Annotated in this window: 14 protein-coding genes and 3 tRNA genes; 15 read left to right on the top strand and 2 right to left on the bottom strand. The window is 49.1% G+C overall.

All coding sequences use genetic code 11. The annotated features are described in order from the left end of the window. Nucleotides 1-197 precede the first annotated feature (197 nt). The 8 genes from ACIDF8_RS09175 (at nt 198) to ACIDF8_RS09210 (ending at nt 8,106) form a co-directional block, all read left to right on the top strand. Nucleotides 198-1,271, top strand: a complete 1,074-nt coding sequence (locus ACIDF8_RS09175; RefSeq protein WP_412010309.1) for a pilus assembly protein PilM — start codon at nt 198-200, stop codon at nt 1,269-1,271. After that, the gene (locus ACIDF8_RS09180) at nt 1,268-1,858 is read left to right on the top strand and encodes a PilN domain-containing protein (RefSeq protein WP_412010310.1); all 591 of its coding nucleotides are present in this window, start codon (nt 1,268-1,270) and stop codon (nt 1,856-1,858) included. Before ACIDF8_RS09175 ends, ACIDF8_RS09180 begins: the two co-directional genes overlap by 4 nt. A 5-nt stretch (nt 1,859-1,863) precedes the next feature. After that, a complete protein-coding gene (locus ACIDF8_RS09185) occupies nt 1,864-2,508 on the top strand; it encodes a type 4a pilus biogenesis protein PilO (RefSeq protein ID WP_412010311.1) in 645 nt (214 codons plus the stop codon). Beyond that, nucleotides 2,505-3,035 carry a pilus assembly protein PilP gene (locus tag ACIDF8_RS09190; protein ID WP_412010312.1) on the top strand — a complete coding sequence of 177 codons (531 nt, stop codon included), beginning with the start codon at nt 2,505-2,507 and terminating at the stop codon, nt 3,033-3,035. The genes ACIDF8_RS09185 and ACIDF8_RS09190 overlap by 4 nt, the downstream gene beginning before the upstream one ends. 35 nt (nt 3,036-3,070) lie before the next feature. Beyond that, the gene (gene pilQ / locus ACIDF8_RS09195) at nt 3,071-5,275 is read left to right on the top strand and encodes a type IV pilus secretin PilQ (protein ID WP_412010374.1); all 2,205 of its coding nucleotides are present in this window, start codon (nt 3,071-3,073) and stop codon (nt 5,273-5,275) included. 81 nt (nt 5,276-5,356) lie between these two features. Next, the gene (locus ACIDF8_RS09200) at nt 5,357-5,899 is read left to right on the top strand and encodes a shikimate kinase (RefSeq protein ID WP_412010313.1); all 543 of its coding nucleotides are present in this window, start codon (nt 5,357-5,359) and stop codon (nt 5,897-5,899) included. Continuing rightward, nucleotides 5,887-6,966: a 3-dehydroquinate synthase gene (aroB, locus tag ACIDF8_RS09205; protein WP_412010314.1), complete on the top strand. Its 1,080-nt coding sequence runs from the start codon at nt 5,887-5,889 to the stop codon at nt 6,964-6,966. Before ACIDF8_RS09200 ends, aroB begins: the two co-directional genes overlap by 13 nt. Before the next feature lie 12 nt (nt 6,967-6,978). Continuing rightward, on the top strand, nt 6,979-8,106 hold the full coding sequence (locus ACIDF8_RS09210; protein ID WP_412010315.1) for a deoxyguanosinetriphosphate triphosphohydrolase: 1,128 nt from the start codon (nt 6,979-6,981) through the stop codon (nt 8,104-8,106). 99 nt (nt 8,107-8,205) lie between these two features. Here ACIDF8_RS09210 and dksA read toward each other — a convergent pair whose 3' ends face one another. Both dksA and folD read right to left on the bottom strand, forming a co-directional pair. Further along, nucleotides 8,206-8,628 (bottom strand): RNA polymerase-binding protein DksA, encoded by a 423-nt coding sequence (gene dksA, locus ACIDF8_RS09215; RefSeq protein WP_412010316.1) that lies wholly within the window; start codon nt 8,626-8,628, stop codon nt 8,206-8,208. A 141-nt stretch (nt 8,629-8,769) separates the two neighbouring features. Next, nucleotides 8,770-9,627, bottom strand: a complete 858-nt coding sequence (gene folD, locus ACIDF8_RS09220) for a bifunctional methylenetetrahydrofolate dehydrogenase/methenyltetrahydrofolate cyclohydrolase FolD (RefSeq protein WP_412010317.1) — start codon at nt 9,625-9,627, stop codon at nt 8,770-8,772. A gap of 83 nt (nt 9,628-9,710) precedes the next feature. Here folD and ACIDF8_RS09225 point away from each other — a divergent pair. From ACIDF8_RS09225 to ACIDF8_RS09255, 7 genes are all read left to right on the top strand, one after another. Continuing rightward, nucleotides 9,711-9,787: transfer RNA gene (locus ACIDF8_RS09225), tRNA-Pro, on the top strand. Between the two features lie 38 nt (nt 9,788-9,825). Beyond that, nucleotides 9,826-9,902 (top strand) — tRNA-Arg (locus tag ACIDF8_RS09230). A gap of 25 nt (nt 9,903-9,927) precedes the next feature. After that, nucleotides 9,928-10,003, top strand: a tRNA-His gene (locus tag ACIDF8_RS09235). A gap of 142 nt (nt 10,004-10,145) precedes the next feature. Further along, nucleotides 10,146-11,120 carry a GGDEF domain-containing protein gene (locus ACIDF8_RS09240; RefSeq protein ID WP_412010318.1) on the top strand — a complete coding sequence of 325 codons (975 nt, stop codon included), beginning with the start codon at nt 10,146-10,148 and terminating at the stop codon, nt 11,118-11,120. Between the two features lie 116 nt (nt 11,121-11,236). Further along, complete coding sequence (locus tag ACIDF8_RS09245; RefSeq protein ID WP_412010319.1) at nt 11,237-13,150, top strand: type II secretion system protein GspD; 1,914 nt, start codon at nt 11,237-11,239, stop codon at nt 13,148-13,150. After that, nucleotides 13,147-13,854: a tetratricopeptide repeat protein gene (locus ACIDF8_RS09250; RefSeq protein ID WP_412010320.1), complete on the top strand. Its 708-nt coding sequence runs from the start codon at nt 13,147-13,149 to the stop codon at nt 13,852-13,854. Before ACIDF8_RS09245 ends, ACIDF8_RS09250 begins: the two co-directional genes overlap by 4 nt. Continuing rightward, a complete protein-coding gene (locus tag ACIDF8_RS09255) occupies nt 13,854-15,554 on the top strand; it encodes a GspE/PulE family protein (protein ID WP_412010321.1) in 1,701 nt (566 codons plus the stop codon). Before ACIDF8_RS09250 ends, ACIDF8_RS09255 begins: the two co-directional genes overlap by 1 nt. Nucleotides 15,555-15,556: the final 2 nt, after the last annotated feature.

The raw sequence follows: 15,556 nt of genomic DNA on the forward strand, positions 1-15,556 counted from the left end.
ATCGAGAGAATTACCTATGAATTGTAATCTTTTTTTGCTGATTCATAGGCAGTTAATTATGGAATCATGCAAATAATCAGCATTTCTCTGACTCGCAAAAACGCATGTAAACCATTGCTTACCCACTCAAATGCACGAGTTGGCATGGTTGATGCATAGCAAGTCGAGCATTCAAATTTTTATAAAGGGCAATACCGTTGAGTCTGGGCTTTTTACAGCGCAAGAAAACCAGTTTTATTGGTGTGGATGTCAGTGCAACCGCCATCAAAATGGTGGAGCTCAGTGCCATGGGCAAACAACAATTCCGCCTGGATGGTTATGCCAATGTCACCTTGCCTAAGGGCGTGATCAGTGACGGCAATATCAATGACCTCACCCAGGTGGCAGAGAGCATGCGCGCAGCCTGGCGCTTACTCGGTTCGCGCGCGCGGCAGGTGGTATTGGCTTTGCCAACGGCGGCAGTGATTTCCAAGCGGGTCATTATGCCCGCCGGTTTGCGCGAAGAAGAGATGGAGTTACAAGTCGAGTCCGAAGCCAATCAATATATTCCATTCCCGCTAGACGAAATGAATCTGGATTTCCAGATCCTGGGACCAATAGGTAAAAGCACCGATGAAGTGGAGGTGCTGATTGTGGCGGCCAAGAAAGAGAAAATTGATGACCGCGTTGCTGTGGCAGAGGAAGCCGGGCTAAAAGTCAGCATCATGGATGTGGAAGCTTATGCGACAGAGACCGCCTATCGCCAGATTCTCAAACATTTACCAGATCACAGTAAAAAAACCGTGACCATGATTCTCGATATTGGCGCTTTTGTCACTCATATCAATGTGATGGTAGGCACTCACTCTGTTTATGCGCGAGAGCAAGCCTTTGGTGGAGCCGCCTTATCGCAAGAAATTCAACGCCGGTTTGGCTTATCGCCTGAAGAAAGTGAAATTGCCAAGCGTCAGGGCGGGCTGCCTGCCTCTTATGCAGAGGAAGTATTACAGCCATTTTTGCAAAATATTGCTGTAGAAGCCGCCAGGGCGGTTTCATTTTTTACTAACTCCACCCAGTACAGCAAAGTGGATCATCTATTGTTGGCGGGCGGGGTGGCAGCGACCGATGGCCTTGCCGCACTGATTGAAGAAAAAACCGGCGTGCATACGCTGATTGCCAATGCCTTTGCGGGCATGGCGTTGGCAAACAAGATTAAACCTTCCCAGTTACAAACAGATGCCCCGGCGCTCATGATCGCCTGTGGCTTGGCGCTGCGAGGGGTGGATGCATGATTAAGGTTAACCTGCTCCCGCATCGCCAGATCAAGCGCGCCGAACGTCAGCGTGAGTTTGGCTTGATGGCGGCATTGGTCGGTGTGGCCGCGATGGCCATTTTATTTGTGAGCTGGAGTTATATCCATAGCAAAGTCCAGGCACAGCAATCACGCAACCAACGATTACAGGATGAAATGAACCGTCTTGATGTGGAAATTGCCAAGATTGGTAATTTGAAGGAGCAAATCAAGAATGTTCTTGAGCGTAAGCAAATTGTCGAGGGGCTTCAAAGTGATCGTAATCAAGCTGTTCTGATCCTGGATGAGCTCGCAAGGCAATTGCCTGAAGGCGTGTTCTTCAAGAGTGTAAAACAGATCGAGGATGAAATTGAGTTGAAGGGGGTGGCAGATACTCATGCAAGAGTCGCGACATTAGTCCATAACCTGAGCAGCTCAGTCATCATGCAAAACCCAAATCTCGTTGAGATTAAAGCCTCAATGAATGCGCTTTCTGTCAAAGAGTATGACTTCGTTTTGCGCGTTACGCTCAAGCGTGATAAGCCTATGCCTGCTGAAAAGCAAAAATTATCTCCTGCTAAAGGATGACAAAAATGCAAGTGTCTGACTTTAATAACATTGATTTGAAAAATGCAGGTAATTTGCCTTGGCCAATGAAAGCTACATTACTGGCAATATTAGCTGGTAGCTTATTAGTCCTAGGATACTTATTTTTACTGAATCCCAATCTTAAGGAATTGAAGCTAGAAAAAGAAAAAGAGCAGGGATTGCGAGATGAGTATCTGGCAAAGAAAATGCAGGCATTAAAAATGAAAGCCTATGAGAAACAGGTGATTGATATCCAGCGGACTTTCGGTAATTTGCTTAAGCAATTGCCAGATAAATCTGAAATGGATGCGTTGTTAACAGATATTAACCAAGCAGGTCTCAGTCAAGGCTTATCTTTCGAGGCATTTGTTCCATTGCCTGAGGTATTTGCAGAATTTTATGCTGAAAAGCCTATAAATATCAAAGTGTTAGGGCGATATCATAATCTCGGTGCTTTTGTGACTGAGGTAGCGAAACTTTCCCGTATTGTTACTCTACATAATTTGCAGATTCATCCTGCAGGTAAGGAAGACAAGCAGACGCAAAAAGACATGTTGGTCATGGAGGCCGTTGCGAAGACCTATCGCTACCTTGATACCGAAGAGCTTGCTGCACGCAAGTCGCAAGAGAATAAGGCAATTAAAAAATGAGGTTGAAATCACAAATCTTACCATTTGCCCTGATCGTTTTTCTGGCTGCATGCGGGCGATCACAAAATGATGATTTAACTCAATTTATGAATGATGCGAATCAGACATTGCTTGCGCCTGTAGAGGCATTACCAGAGGTACTCGTATTTGCGCCAAAGGTGTATAACGCGGACGGTTTGTTACATGATCCATTTTACCCACGTAAGACAGCCATACAAAATGCTAATCAGCCTGATTTGAATCGCCCTAAAGAGCCCTTGGAAGCTTATCCATTGGAAAGTCTTAAGTTTGTGGGTGTTTTAAGTAAAAAGAATAGTATGTTTGCCACCATTCAAACACCAGATAGCCATATTTATCAAATAAAAACTGGTGCACATTTAGGAGAAAAATTTGGCGTAGTCACTGCGCTTGGGGAAAATCCTAATACTTTGAAATATGAGTTAAAAGTGAAAGAGACTATACAAGATCCGGTCACAGCTGAGTGGTCTGAGCAAATGACAACATTGGAATTGCAGGAACATCAATGATGAATACTTCTACCTATAAATTTACGCGAATCATTATGTTCGTGGCCACAATGATCTTCTCAACAGCCGCTCTTGCCGCAGAACCCGGGGATAGTAAAAATCAGTTACAAGCGGTTGAAGCTACTATGCAGCCAGGTGCAAAATTGAATTTGCAGCTAGAGATGTCACAACCTTTAGCAACCTCGCCCATCAGCTTCACTTTGACTAATCCACCTCGAATAGTTTTTGATCTGCCGAATGCAGTCAACTCAACTGGCAAAAATGTGATCCCGATTAATCAGGGGGTATTAAAGTCGGTTCAGATAGCGCAAACCAATGATCGTAGTCGTGTTGTTTTGAATTTAACGAAATCAGTACAACATCAACTAGACATACAAGGCATGTCCTTAATGGTTGGATTGACTCAAGAATTGCAAGACGTTCCCGTTGCAACAACTGCTGCAAAACGTTTTTCAGAGCAAGATGCGGGGGCGGCACACAAGATTCAACGTATCGATTTTATGAGAGGTAAGAATGGTGAAGGCCGCGTCCTGGTTGATTTATCAGATAACCGAGTAGGTGTGAATGTTCGTAATGCTGGAAAAACGGTTGTGATTGATTTTGCTGATACTGATCTGCCTGAGGCTTTGCAACGGCGCCTCAACGTGATTAATTTTAATACCCCTGTACTATTTGTTGATGCCTTACGGCATCAACACCATGCGCAAATTGTGATAGAACCACAGGGTGATTGGGAGCAGTCAGCTTACCAAGCTGATAAAAAACTGGTGGTGGATATACGCCCAATCGCTAAGGACCCGAACAAGCTTATACAAGGTTCTAAGCAGGGTTACGCTGGTGAAAAGTTATCGCTTAACTTCCAGCGTGTCGATGTCAGGGATGTGTTAAAAGTGATCGCTGACTTCACTGGTAAAAATATTGTTGTTAGCGATTCTGTGTCTGGAAGCGTTACGATAGGCTTAAAAGATGTGCCTTGGGACCAGGCGCTTGATGTGATTATGAAAAGCAAAGGTCTTGACATGCGAGTGAACGGCAGTGTCATATCGATTGCTCCAGCAGAAGAGTTCGCTGCCAAAGAAAAAGCACAATTGACCGCTGAGGCCGAGCGAGAAACACTGGAAACATTGCGTACGGAAGTGTTTTCATTAAAGTATCAAAAAGCTATGGATTTTAGAAATATGCTACTCGGCGGGGGTGCCGGTACAGGTAGTGCGAGTACCAGTATGTCAAGTTCATCAACAAGCTCCTCATCAGGACGAATGAACCGAATTTTATCGCAACGCGGCAGTGTAACGTTTGATGCTAGAACGAATACCATTTTTGTTCAGGATACACCTCGAAAACTTGAAGAGGTTCAGGCAATTATCAATAAGGTTGATGTGCCCGTTAAGCAAGTCATGATTGAGTCACGCATGGTGATTGCTTCCAACACTTTTTCTAAAGCTTTGGGAGCGCGCTTTGGAATTTCTCAGACTGGGACGCCAGGTAGTAACACGAATTTGTCAATTGGTGGGAATTTAGGAAATAAGGCAACAGCTTACACAGCTCCGACAACGGCAGGCGCTAATGGCACTTACACTTTAGGCACTCAAGGAGGAACTGTCCAAAGTGCGACAATTGGCGATTATATTGTTAGCTCGAATGGTCAACCTGATTTGATGTCAAACTTACCGGTAACCAATGCCTATGGCGGGATTGCCTTGAGTTTACTCAAGCTTTCTGCCAACTTGCTGCTTAATTTGGAGCTGTCCGCACTGGAGGCCGATGCACGAGGCAAAGTAATTTCCAGTCCACGCGTGACGACAGCCAATCAGCAAAAAGCCAGAATTGCGCAAGGGGTGGAAATTCCCTACCAAACTGCTACTAGTAGTGGGGCCACCGCGGTCAGCTTTAAAAAGGCCGAGTTGAGTTTAGAGGTGACGCCACAAATTACACCGGACCATAAAATTATTATGGACCTAGATGTGCGTAAAGACAGCAAGGGGGAAGAGACTTCTGGTGGCGTTGCGATCAACACGCAAAACGTGCAAACGCAAGTACTGGTGGGTAATGGCGAGACCGTCGTACTCGGCGGGATTTACGAGCAGGTTTCCCGCAAATCCACGGATAAAGTTCCATTCTTTGGTGACTTGCCGGTGGTAGGTTATGCGTTCAAGCGTAATACCAAGCAGGAAGACAAAACTGAATTGCTGATTTTTATCACGCCTAAAGTCATGGACGAAACGCTAGCACTAAACTGATCAATGCCAAGCTTGCTGAACGATTACTGACAGCAGGCAGGCTTTGCCTTAAAATGCCCAACTGAACAGTTGGGCATTTTTATGGGTACGCAAATACCAAATAACATTTTTTTGATCGGGTTGATGGGGGCGGGGAAGACCACGGTTGGCAAATTGATTGCCAAGAGTCTGGGCAAAACCTTCTATGACACCGATCACGTCATTGAGCAGCGCACGGGCGTTAAAATTCCTACTATTTTTGAGCTCGAAGGTGAAGCCGGTTTCCGCAAACGTGAAACAGCGACCTTGGAAGAGTTTGCGCAGCAGGAGAACATCGTGCTCGCTACCGGCGGCGGCGCGATTATCGCCGCCGAGAACCGGGAAATTCTCAAAAAATACGGCTATGTAATCTACTTGCGCGCCAATGTAAATGAGCTTTACTTGCGCACCCGTAACGACAAAAACCGCCCTTTACTTCAAAACGTGGATGTTAAAGCCAAGCTGGAACAATTATTCCATGCGCGTAATCCACTCTACACAGAGACTGCCCACCTGATTGTCGATACCGGTCATCAGCCAGTCGCTGTGATTATCCAGAAAATTGAGAGCGCCCTGAAAGCGTTGGAGCCGTCATGCAAACCTTAACCGTCAGCCTGGCTGACCGTAGCTACCCTATTCATATTGGCAATGGCCTGTTGCAACAGGCTGACCTGATCTTGCCGCACCTCAAGCGCAAGCAAGTGGCGATTGTGAGTAATACCACTGTGGCGCCTTTATACATGCAGGCCATTGCCCAGCCACTGCGTGCGGCCGGCGTGAGTGTGATTGAAATTATTTTGCCGGATGGCGAAGCCTATAAAAATAATGAGACCTTGCAAACAATTTATGACCATCTGTTACAGCATCGCTGCGAGCGCAATACCACGCTGATTGCGTTGGGCGGAGGCGTCATTGGTGATTTGACCGGATATGCTGCGGCGACCTACTTACGTGGCGTACCGTTTATTCAAGTGCCTACCACCTTGCTCTCGCAGGTCGACTCTAGTGTCGGTGGCAAAACTGGCATCAATCATCCGCTGGGTAAAAACATGATAGGCGCTTTTTACCAGCCCAAACTGGTCTTGGCGGATATCGACACCTTGAAAACCCTGCCCCAGCGGGAGTTGTCTGCCGGAGTGGCCGAAGTGATCAAGTACGGTTTGATCCGCGATGCTGATTTCTTTCACTGGCTCGAAACGAATATGTCCGCCTTGATGGCACTGGATAATGCAGTGGCCAGCTATGCCATTTACCGTTCATGTCAGAACAAAGCCGAAGTGGTGGCTGCGGATGAGCATGAGCAAGGCGAGCGCGCCTTGCTCAATTTGGGCCATACGTTTGGTCATGCTATTGAAAATGCCATGGGTTATGGTGTTTGGTTACATGGCGAGGCGGTGGCGGCGGGTACTGTGATGGCTGCAGACTTGTCGCAACGCATGGGCTGGCTGGATGCCGAACAAGTGTCCCGTATCACAACCATTATGCAAGCGGCAAAATTGCCAGTCACTGCGCCAGACTTGGGTGCAGAGGAGTATTTGCGTTTGATGCAACTGGATAAGAAAGTAGCGGATGGTCGTATCCGGCTAATCTTGCAACAGGCCATAGGCAAGGCCATTATCACGGCCGATTACGATGCCGATAAACTCAAACAGACGCTGTCACTGGCGGCCTGAGATAGAAAGTCCATGATGACGCTTGCCGTTTTTGCTGCCCATCCAGAACAGTCCCGTGGCCGCAAGGTCAGTGAGCAAGAATCGCCTTTGCGCAATGTCTTTCAGCGCGACCGTGACCGGATTATTCACTCCACTGCCTTTCGCCGGCTCGAATACAAAACACAGGTCTTTGTAAACCATGAGGGTGACCTGTTCCGCACGCGCCTGACCCATAGCATCGAAGTCGCGCAATTGACGCGTGGCATCGCCCGTACGTTGGGGTTGCACGAAGATTTAGCCGAGGCAATCGCGCTGGCACATGATCTCGGCCATACGCCCTTTGGACATGCCGGTCAGGATGCACTTAACCACTGCATGAAAGACTATGGCGGCTTTGAGCACAACCTGCAGTCTTTACGCGTGGTAGACCTGTTGGAAAACCGTTATGCCAGCTTTGATGGTTTAAACCTGACCTTCGAAGTCCGTGAAGGCATCCTCAAACATTGCTCACGCAAAAATGCGAAACTGTTGGGCGACGTCGGCGAGCGCTTTTTACGCGGGGAGTCGCCTAGTCTGGAGGCGCAGGTGACCAACTTCGCCGATGAAATTGCCTATAACAATCATGATGTCGACGACGGATTGCGTTCCGGGCTGATCACCATACAGCAGTTGTCGAATATCCAGCTATTTGCCGAGAATATGGCCGAAGTCAAAAAGCAATATGGCGAGATAGAAGAAAAGCGGCTGGTGCATGAAACGATACGCCGTATGATCAATGTGCTGGTGGTTGATCTCTGCCAGCATAGCCAGCAAGCGATCGCTGAGTTGAATCCTGCTAGCATAGAGGATGTGCGCAATGCACCGGCCTATCTGGTTGGCTTTAGCCAGGCCGTTGTGAAAAAGAATCACGAGTTGAAGCAGTTTTTGCGTAAGCATCTTTACCAGCATTACCGCGTCAACCGCATGAGTGCCAAGGCCAGACGTATTATTGAGGAGTTATTCCAGGCATTCATGGATAATCCGGCCCTGATGCCTGACGAGCACCAATTGGCGGCCAAGCAGGATCAAGCGAGAGCTGTGGCAGACTATATTGCCGGCATGACAGACCGCTATGCCATCCGTGAGCACAAGCGCTTGTTTGCGGTTGAAGAGCACTGGTAGCACTTCGTTAGCGGCGCACCCAATACAAAAGAAAAAGGCTGCATTAAGCAGCCTTTTTGTCATGTGCGATAACCTTAGTTAGGGCTATTTTGCCTGGGATTATTTTGCGACTTGTCTCTCGCGCATTTCGTCCAGTGTTTTGCAGTCTATGCACAGGGTGGCCGTCGGGCGGGCTTCCAGGCGTTTGAGGCCAATTTCTACCCCACAACCTTCGCAGTAGCCATAGTCTCCACTGTCGATGTTGCGTAAAGTCTCATCAATTTTCTTGATCAGTTTGCGCTCACGGTCACGGTTGCGTAGCTCCAGCGCCATGTCAGACTCTTGGCTGGCACGGTCATTTGGGTCAGCAAAACTGGTGACTTCGTCTTGCATGGTATGCACGGTACGGTCAATATCGTGACTCAGTTCTGCTTTCCAGTCATTCAGGATTTTGCGGAAGTGATCCTGCTGTTTTTTATTCATGTATTCCTCACCGGCAACAGGCTGGTAAGGGGTAAAGGATTTGTTAACGGTATCTGCCATGATGGTTCCAACGAACGAAACAACGAATAGTGAATGCCTGTAGCGGCATGGGTTAATGCATTACGTCAATCAACAATCGCGCGAGTGTACACCAGTTTCAAACCCCTGCAAAGCCTATTCTCAGAGGCGATTCTGGTCTGCTTAAGCTTGCTCACTAAGCTCTAGTGCTTTTAACGTGTTTTCCATCAGTGTCGCCACCGTCATCGGCCCTACTCCGCCTGGCACCGGTGTAATATGGCTTGCACGCTGGCTCGCAATGGCAAAGTCTACATCGCCAGTGATCTTGCCATCCGGTAAACGGTTAATCCCGATATCGACCACAATCGCACCCGGTTTAATCCATTCGCCCTTGATCAAGCCTGCTTTGCCGACCGCTGCCACAATTAAATCGGCGCGGCTGACATGGCTTTGCAAATCCTTTGTATGGCGGTGACAACTGGTCACAGTACAGCCAGCCAGTAATAGTTCCAGCCCCATAGGACGGCCGACATGGTTAGAGACTCCGACGACCACAGCATCCATGCCCTTGATCGCGATGCCGCTTGCTTGCAGCATTTTAATCACGCCATAAGGGGTGCATGAGCGCAAGAGCGGTTGACGGACTGCCAGGCGGCCTATGTTATAAGGATGGAAACCATCAACATCCTTCTCAGGGGCGATGAGTGCCAGAATGGAGGCCTCATCTATATGAGGTGGCAGGGGAGATTGCACAAGAATGCCATCTGTTTCAGGGTCTGCATTCATGGTCTGGATCAGCGCCAGTAAGTCAGCTTGCGTGGTATTGGCTGGTAAGTTATGTGCGATCGAGAGAATACCCACTTTTTCACAGGCCAGACGCTTGTTGCGCACATAAATGGCTGAAGCCGGGTCATCGCCGACCAGCACCACAGCCAGGCAGGGCACACGCTTGCCGCTCGCTAGCCGGTGGTCGATTTTGGATTTGATTTCATCTAATAGTTGATTGGCAATCTGCTTGCCATCAATAATTTGAGCGCTCATGAGCAAAAAATTTGTCGTAAAAAAGATAATTTTATCACATCGACATTGACACAAATTCGTAAAATCGGTTATATTTCTGCTTTCGGCGTGTAGCGTAGTCTGGTAGCGCGCCTGCTTTGGGAGCAGGATGTCGGGAGTTCGAATCTCTCCACGCCGACCAGTTTTCTCTGGATTGCCTGATCGGCATGTAACTACTATCTGCTCGTAGCTCAACTGGATAGAGCACCAGCCTTCTAAGCTGGGGGTTACAGGTTCGATTCCTGTCGGGCAGGCCAAAATTTCAGCCAATTTCTCTCAGTGGTGGCTATAGCTCAGTTGGTAGAGCCCCGGATTGTGATTCCGGTTGTCGTCGGTTCGAGCCCGATTAGCCACCCCATTTTCTAATTTTTCTGTTCAATCTCATAATTAGTTACCAAAGTCGGTTCTTTTCCTAATCAAGAATCATTCTTGGCTTTGGTAAAGTGTTCGAAACAATCTCTGTCGAACACATGCCTAGTCATTTAAATTTGAAAAAATTTATGCAAAGCCTGATCGGCCTGACACAGGTCAGGGAGAGCCTTGCATTGGATCCCGCACTGCTTACGTTGATGCAGCACTGGATGTGTATTTTCGCTGCCGAAGACAAGCCGATCAGGATGCAGGTATTATCCCGCCGGCAGTTAGTCTCAGTGATGGATACCAAGGATGAGACTGACCCCGCTTTTGAAGCTTGGCCTCAAGATATTTATCACGCGCTTCTGGGTTTTCTAGATCAGGAAACGCGACAATATTGTTGCCTGGATGCAGATGAGGGCAAGTTGCATATTTTCCCGCTCAAGCAAAGTGTGGCGCATAAAAATGCGATTCTTCTGATTCAACACCCACAGTTATCCTCAGAGGCCATCGCGCTGGTAGAGCAATGCTTGCAGGTATTTAATCATTATGCCGGGCTGATCATTGAGAATGAGCGTGACGCACTGACCGGCCTGCTTAACCGTAAAACGTTTGATAAATGTGTGAGCAAAATTTTGCTCAACGACTATAAGCCTGAGTTCAGGTTTCCTTTACACCATTACCTGGTGATTTTCGATATCGATTTCTTTAAGAAGATTAATGACAGCTATGGTCATTTGATCGGCGATGAAGTTTTGCTGCTCTTGTCTCGGCTCATGCAGCAAACCTTCCGTGATGGTGATTTATTGTTTCGCTTTGGTGGCGAAGAGTTTGTGGGCGTGTTTTCATGTGCCGACAAAGAGGACATCGTCTCGTTGCTAGACCGCTTCAAGCAAGCTTTGGCCGCCTATAGCTTCCCGCAGGTAGGGCGCGTTACCATCAGTATCGGCTACTCTAAAATGTCTCTGAATTTACTGCCTAACACGGTGCTGGAACGGGCAGATGAGGCACTTTACTATGCGAAAGAGCATGGCAGGGATCAAATTTGCTGCTACGAAGCGCTCGTTGCGCAAGGTTTGCTCAAAGACAACATGATCAGCGGCGAAATAGAGCTTTTTTAAGCTTTTCTCACCCCGTCCCGCACTGGACGACCCCATAGTGCTTGATAGATTGACAGTTAACATAGCTTGTATTTAATATATGTTAAAAAATGTCAATAATCATGCGGAGGGGGGTAATGCGTATCGCAGTCATCCTGTGGTTGGTCATTGGACTGGTGGCATGTCAAAGCTTGCCTCCAGGCGGTGCTGGCCATACCTCGTTACATTTACCTTCCATCCCCGCAGCCTCTCAGGCTGAGAATAACTCAGCAAGTTATCCTGAAATCGATACAGCAGAAATTGTCTCTTCTTCCGCGATCAAGCCGCCAGCGATTAAAGCCGCTATCCCTACATTATTGATTAATCTGGTCGTTCGTGAGGCCCCTGTGCAAGAGGTCTTGTTTGCATTGGCTCAAGAAAGCGGACTGAATTTTGACGTGCATCCGGCGTTGAGCGGTAAAGTCACTCTAAATGCCCAGCAGCAATCGGTGCCTGCGATCCTTGCACGCATGGCCAGGCAAATCGATATGTATTACGAGTGGTCAGAGGGTGTTTGGCTGGTGACCCCGGATACGCCCGTGATCCGTAGTTATAAACTCAATTATGTGAATATGAGCCGCGACACCTATGGCTATATCGGTGTTGCCAGTGAAATTAATGGCACTGGGCGAGGAGGTACCGCTGCGGCTAATAATGGTGGTGCACAGATACAAGCATTGCCCGCCGCAGGTGGCAGTAGTAACAGCTCCAGAACGGCGGTGACCTCACAGTCACGCTATCACTTATGGGAGAGTGTGGTAGAGAATGTGCAGCTGTTGCTGGATGAGACGGATCAGGCGACAAGTGCGCGCGCAGAACTGATGGCGCAGCTGCCGGGTCATGTGGCCATGCCGATGAATCTTGCTGACAACACGCAAAACTCAACGGCGAATAATGAAAAAATGGTTGGGGAATCCTCGCCACCATTGCAAGAAAAGACACAGCAAGCGCAGCGCCGTTGGCGGGCTTCCAAACTGATTGCAAATGCCGAAACCGGAATTTTGACCATACGCGCCTCACAAAGTCAGCAGGCGCAAGTCAAAGCCTATCTGGAGTCCGTCATGCAAGTGGCCGCCAGGCAAGTCTTGATTGAAGCCACGATTGTCGAGGTAGAGCTCAATAAAAGCTTTCAGATGGGCATAGACTGGAGCCGCTTGTCTGCCTCTGCACAGCAACGTGGCTGGGCACTTTCCCAGTCATTAGGGAGCGATGCAGCCCAGTTTAACCGTGCGACTGGGCAGTGGGAAAGCAACAACAGTAAAAACGCCTTGGGCCAAAATAATGGCAATGTCGCTTTTATGTTGAGTTACTTAAATCCAATGAGCCGCTTAGGTAATCTAAGTGCTAGCGTCACCTTGCTGGAGCAGTTCGGCAAAACGCGCGTCCTTTCCAGCCCCAAGCTGATGGTGCTCAATAACCAGACCGCGATTCTAAAAGTGGTCGATAACCTGGTTTACTTCACCATCCAGTCACAAATCTCGCAAAGCAACAGTAACAATGGCGCCAATTTGCAAGCCGTGACGACGACTGCCAATACCGTACCAGTTGGCTTGGTGATGGCGGTGACGGCACAAATCAATAGTCACCAGCGCGTCAATTTAAATGTCAGACCGACCGTGTCCAAGGTCCTGCGTTATGTAGAAGATCCCAATCCGCAATTGGGGAGTGGCGGCAGCCGCATTGTCAGCAGCGTGCCCGAGATACAGGTGCGGGAGATGGAGTCTGTGCTGAATGTCGCCAGCGGCCATATCGCCGTATTGGCTGGCCTCATGCAGGATGATCAACGTGAATTTAGCGACCGTGTGCCTGGCCTCTCGCGACTGCCTGTAATCGGGCAGGCTTTTATTGGCAAAAATCAGGCGGCAAAAAAGACGGAACTGATTGTTTTTTTGCGCCCCACCGTGATTGGTCGGGCAGATGTCAAATCTGGTGATTTGCAATCGTTTCAACCCTTGCTGCCCGAAGCATTGCCAGCGGATGCATTTGAAATCAATGTCGAGGAGCCGTCATGATACTTTTGCCTACAGGGCGGCTTTATTCAAAGCGACACTGTTGTAAAAATGTATATGCCAAATCACTGATGCTCTCGGAGTGGCAGCAGGTTGAGCATCGGATGCTTTGCTTAGTGTGGCTCATTCTCATGATCACCGCTGGCTATGTGTTTCAGCAAGGCTGGATGGTTTTCTCAGCTCCCACAGTCGTTAGTGCGCTTAATGATAACGCCATCATTCAGCAGCCATTCTCCAAGCAGATGCGATTGCTGGGTGCTCAACCGTCCTCAGGCGCGGAGGAAACATCAGCATACACGCTGCCCAGTCTCTTTCATTTGACTCCTGAAGCCGAGCACTCTGCCAGCCACGTCAATACAAGCAACCCGGCCAAAAGTCTACCATCCGTAAACAGTCAAACTACTCCACCAGCGCGCTGGGTGATGCAGATACAACGAGCGCCCCTCCTGTCCCCATCGACCTCCACATTGTTTGAGGAAGCTCGACGGTGTTTACGGCAGGGGCAATTGGAACAGGCTCAATTTATTTACACGCAAGCGTTACAACAAGACCCGCATCAACTACAGGCCTTAGTTGGCATGCTTTATATCAGTCAAATGCGCGCTGATAACGAGCAATATGCGCACTATTTGCAGCGCGTTCAGCAACTGATCCCCGGCAGTGAAGCTAACAACGCTTTATTTGCACAAGTTCTGGAGGATGAGTAATGCGAATCGGGGAGTGGATGCTGGCGAAAGGCATGATTACCCATGATCAGCTCGATATTGCACTGATCGAGCAACGCAAGCAGCACCTATTACTTGGGCAGCAATTGGTCAGATTGCACTTTATCACGGATGCCATGGTGAGGGATGTCTTGGCGCAGTTTCATGTGCAGGAAAGTATGGATTTGCAGCATGCGATTCCCGACCCGAAACTGATCGCAAAAGTGCCAGAATCCTTTGCCAGGCAACATCGGTTGTTGCCGCTAGATATCACGCCAGACCAACAGTCGTTGCGGATTGCGGTGCAGGATCACCAGAATACACGCGCGATTGAGGCTCTCAAACATTTATTGGGCGGACGGATGACGCTGATTCCTGTACTGGCAACAGAAGTGCAGATAGAGCAAGCACTGGATCGGTTTTATGGACATAGTCTTGCACTCGAGCGCTTGTTGCAGGAGATCGAGCAGCAGGAGGCTGCTACCAGCGTTTCCTCCCTGCCATCAGCCTCGCATCCTGTGGTCCGGCTGGTGGACGCCATATTGTTAGATGCGGTGAAGCAAGGCGCCTCAGATATCCACTTCGAGCCAGAACAGGCTTTCGTCAGGATACGGTATCGTATCGATGGGGTGCTTTGGCAGATAAGGTGTTTACATGACCGCTACTGGCCAGCCATGTGTGTGCGCCTCAAAGTGTTAGCTGGGATGGATATTGCCGAGCAGCGTTTGCCACAAGACGGTCGTGTCAATTTGTTCTGGTGCGGGCGCGAGGTGGATTTCAGGGTCTCCAGCCATCCTACCTTACATGGCGAAAACCTGGTGCTGCGGGTGCTGGACAGGCATAAATCCATTATTCCCTTAGCGCAGATGGGGATCCGTAGCGCCCAGTTAGCGCGTTTGAAAGCCATGCTGGCAAAACCGGAAGGCCTGTTAATCGTGACGGGGCCGACCGGTAGCGGGAAGACTACCACGCTCTACTCCATGCTGGGCCATCTCAACCAGACCGGGGTGAATATCATGACTCTGGAAGATCCGGTCGAGTATCCACACCATTTAATGCGGCAAACCTCTGTTAACGAAGCCAGTAAAGTGGATTTTGTGACGGGTGTCCGCGCCATTTTACGGCAAGACCCGGACATTATCCTGATAGGCGAAGTCAGGGATGAGGCCACGGCTGCCATGGCGGTGCGTGCCGCCATGACCGGGCATCTTGTGTTGACCACCTTGCATACCAATCACGCCGCGGCTGCCTTTTTACGCTTGCAGGATTTGGGTATTCAGCCGCAAGCCATGCCGGGCTGCCTGGTGGGGGTGATCGCTCAGCGTTTGTTGCGGCGCTTATGTCTGCACTGCAAGCGGCAAACATCACCCAGCCCGCAATTGTTAGCCATGTTCCAAAAAATGGACGCTGAGCGTGCGTCTGAAGGGGACACTTGTTTTGAGGCGGTGGGTTGCCCTGAGTGTCGGCAAAGTGGTTATCAAGGGCGCAGCGTCATTATGGAAATCCTATCTATGCATCCAGACCTGGAAGAAGCCTTCACGCCACTCTCACTGCCTCGCTTACAACAGCAAGCAAGGAGACATGGCTACACCACTTTGGCCGAGGAGGGCTTGCGTTTAGTCATGGCAGGAGAGACCAGCTTGCAAGAACTAAAAAGAGTGGTCGATTTAAGTGTGCTTGATGTAAATCGTGGTGATGAATAGCG

Origin of the sequence: Methylophilus sp. 3sh_L (assembly GCF_046766015.1) — a bacterium.
Taxonomy (GTDB): Bacteria; Pseudomonadota; Gammaproteobacteria; order Burkholderiales; family Methylophilaceae; genus Methylophilus.

Excerpts from the sequence above, each read along its gene's own strand:
- ACIDF8_RS09245 (WP_412010319.1), top strand. The coding sequence starts at position 11,237 with ATGCGTATCGCAGTCATCCTGTGGTTGGTCATTGGACTGGTGGCATGT.
- ACIDF8_RS09255 (WP_412010321.1), top strand. The coding sequence starts at position 13,854 with ATGCGAATCGGGGAGTGGATGCTGGCGAAAGGCATGATTACCCATGAT.
- dksA (WP_412010316.1), bottom strand. The coding sequence starts at position 8,628 with ATGGCAGATACCGTTAACAAATCCTTTACCCCTTACCAGCCTGTTGCC.
- ACIDF8_RS09190 (WP_412010312.1), top strand. The coding sequence starts at position 2,505 with ATGAGGTTGAAATCACAAATCTTACCATTTGCCCTGATCGTTTTTCTG.
- ACIDF8_RS09185 (WP_412010311.1), top strand. The coding sequence starts at position 1,864 with ATGCAAGTGTCTGACTTTAATAACATTGATTTGAAAAATGCAGGTAAT.
- ACIDF8_RS09240 (WP_412010318.1), top strand. The coding sequence starts at position 10,146 with ATGCAAAGCCTGATCGGCCTGACACAGGTCAGGGAGAGCCTTGCATTG.
- ACIDF8_RS09200 (WP_412010313.1), top strand. The coding sequence starts at position 5,357 with ATGGGTACGCAAATACCAAATAACATTTTTTTGATCGGGTTGATGGGG.
- folD (WP_412010317.1), bottom strand. The coding sequence starts at position 9,627 with ATGAGCGCTCAAATTATTGATGGCAAGCAGATTGCCAATCAACTATTA.
- ACIDF8_RS09180 (WP_412010310.1), top strand. The coding sequence starts at position 1,268 with ATGATTAAGGTTAACCTGCTCCCGCATCGCCAGATCAAGCGCGCCGAA.
- aroB (WP_412010314.1), top strand. The coding sequence starts at position 5,887 with ATGCAAACCTTAACCGTCAGCCTGGCTGACCGTAGCTACCCTATTCAT.
- ACIDF8_RS09250 (WP_412010320.1), top strand. The coding sequence starts at position 13,147 with ATGATACTTTTGCCTACAGGGCGGCTTTATTCAAAGCGACACTGTTGT.
- pilQ (WP_412010374.1), top strand. The coding sequence starts at position 3,071 with ATGTTCGTGGCCACAATGATCTTCTCAACAGCCGCTCTTGCCGCAGAA.
- ACIDF8_RS09210 (WP_412010315.1), top strand. The coding sequence starts at position 6,979 with ATGATGACGCTTGCCGTTTTTGCTGCCCATCCAGAACAGTCCCGTGGC.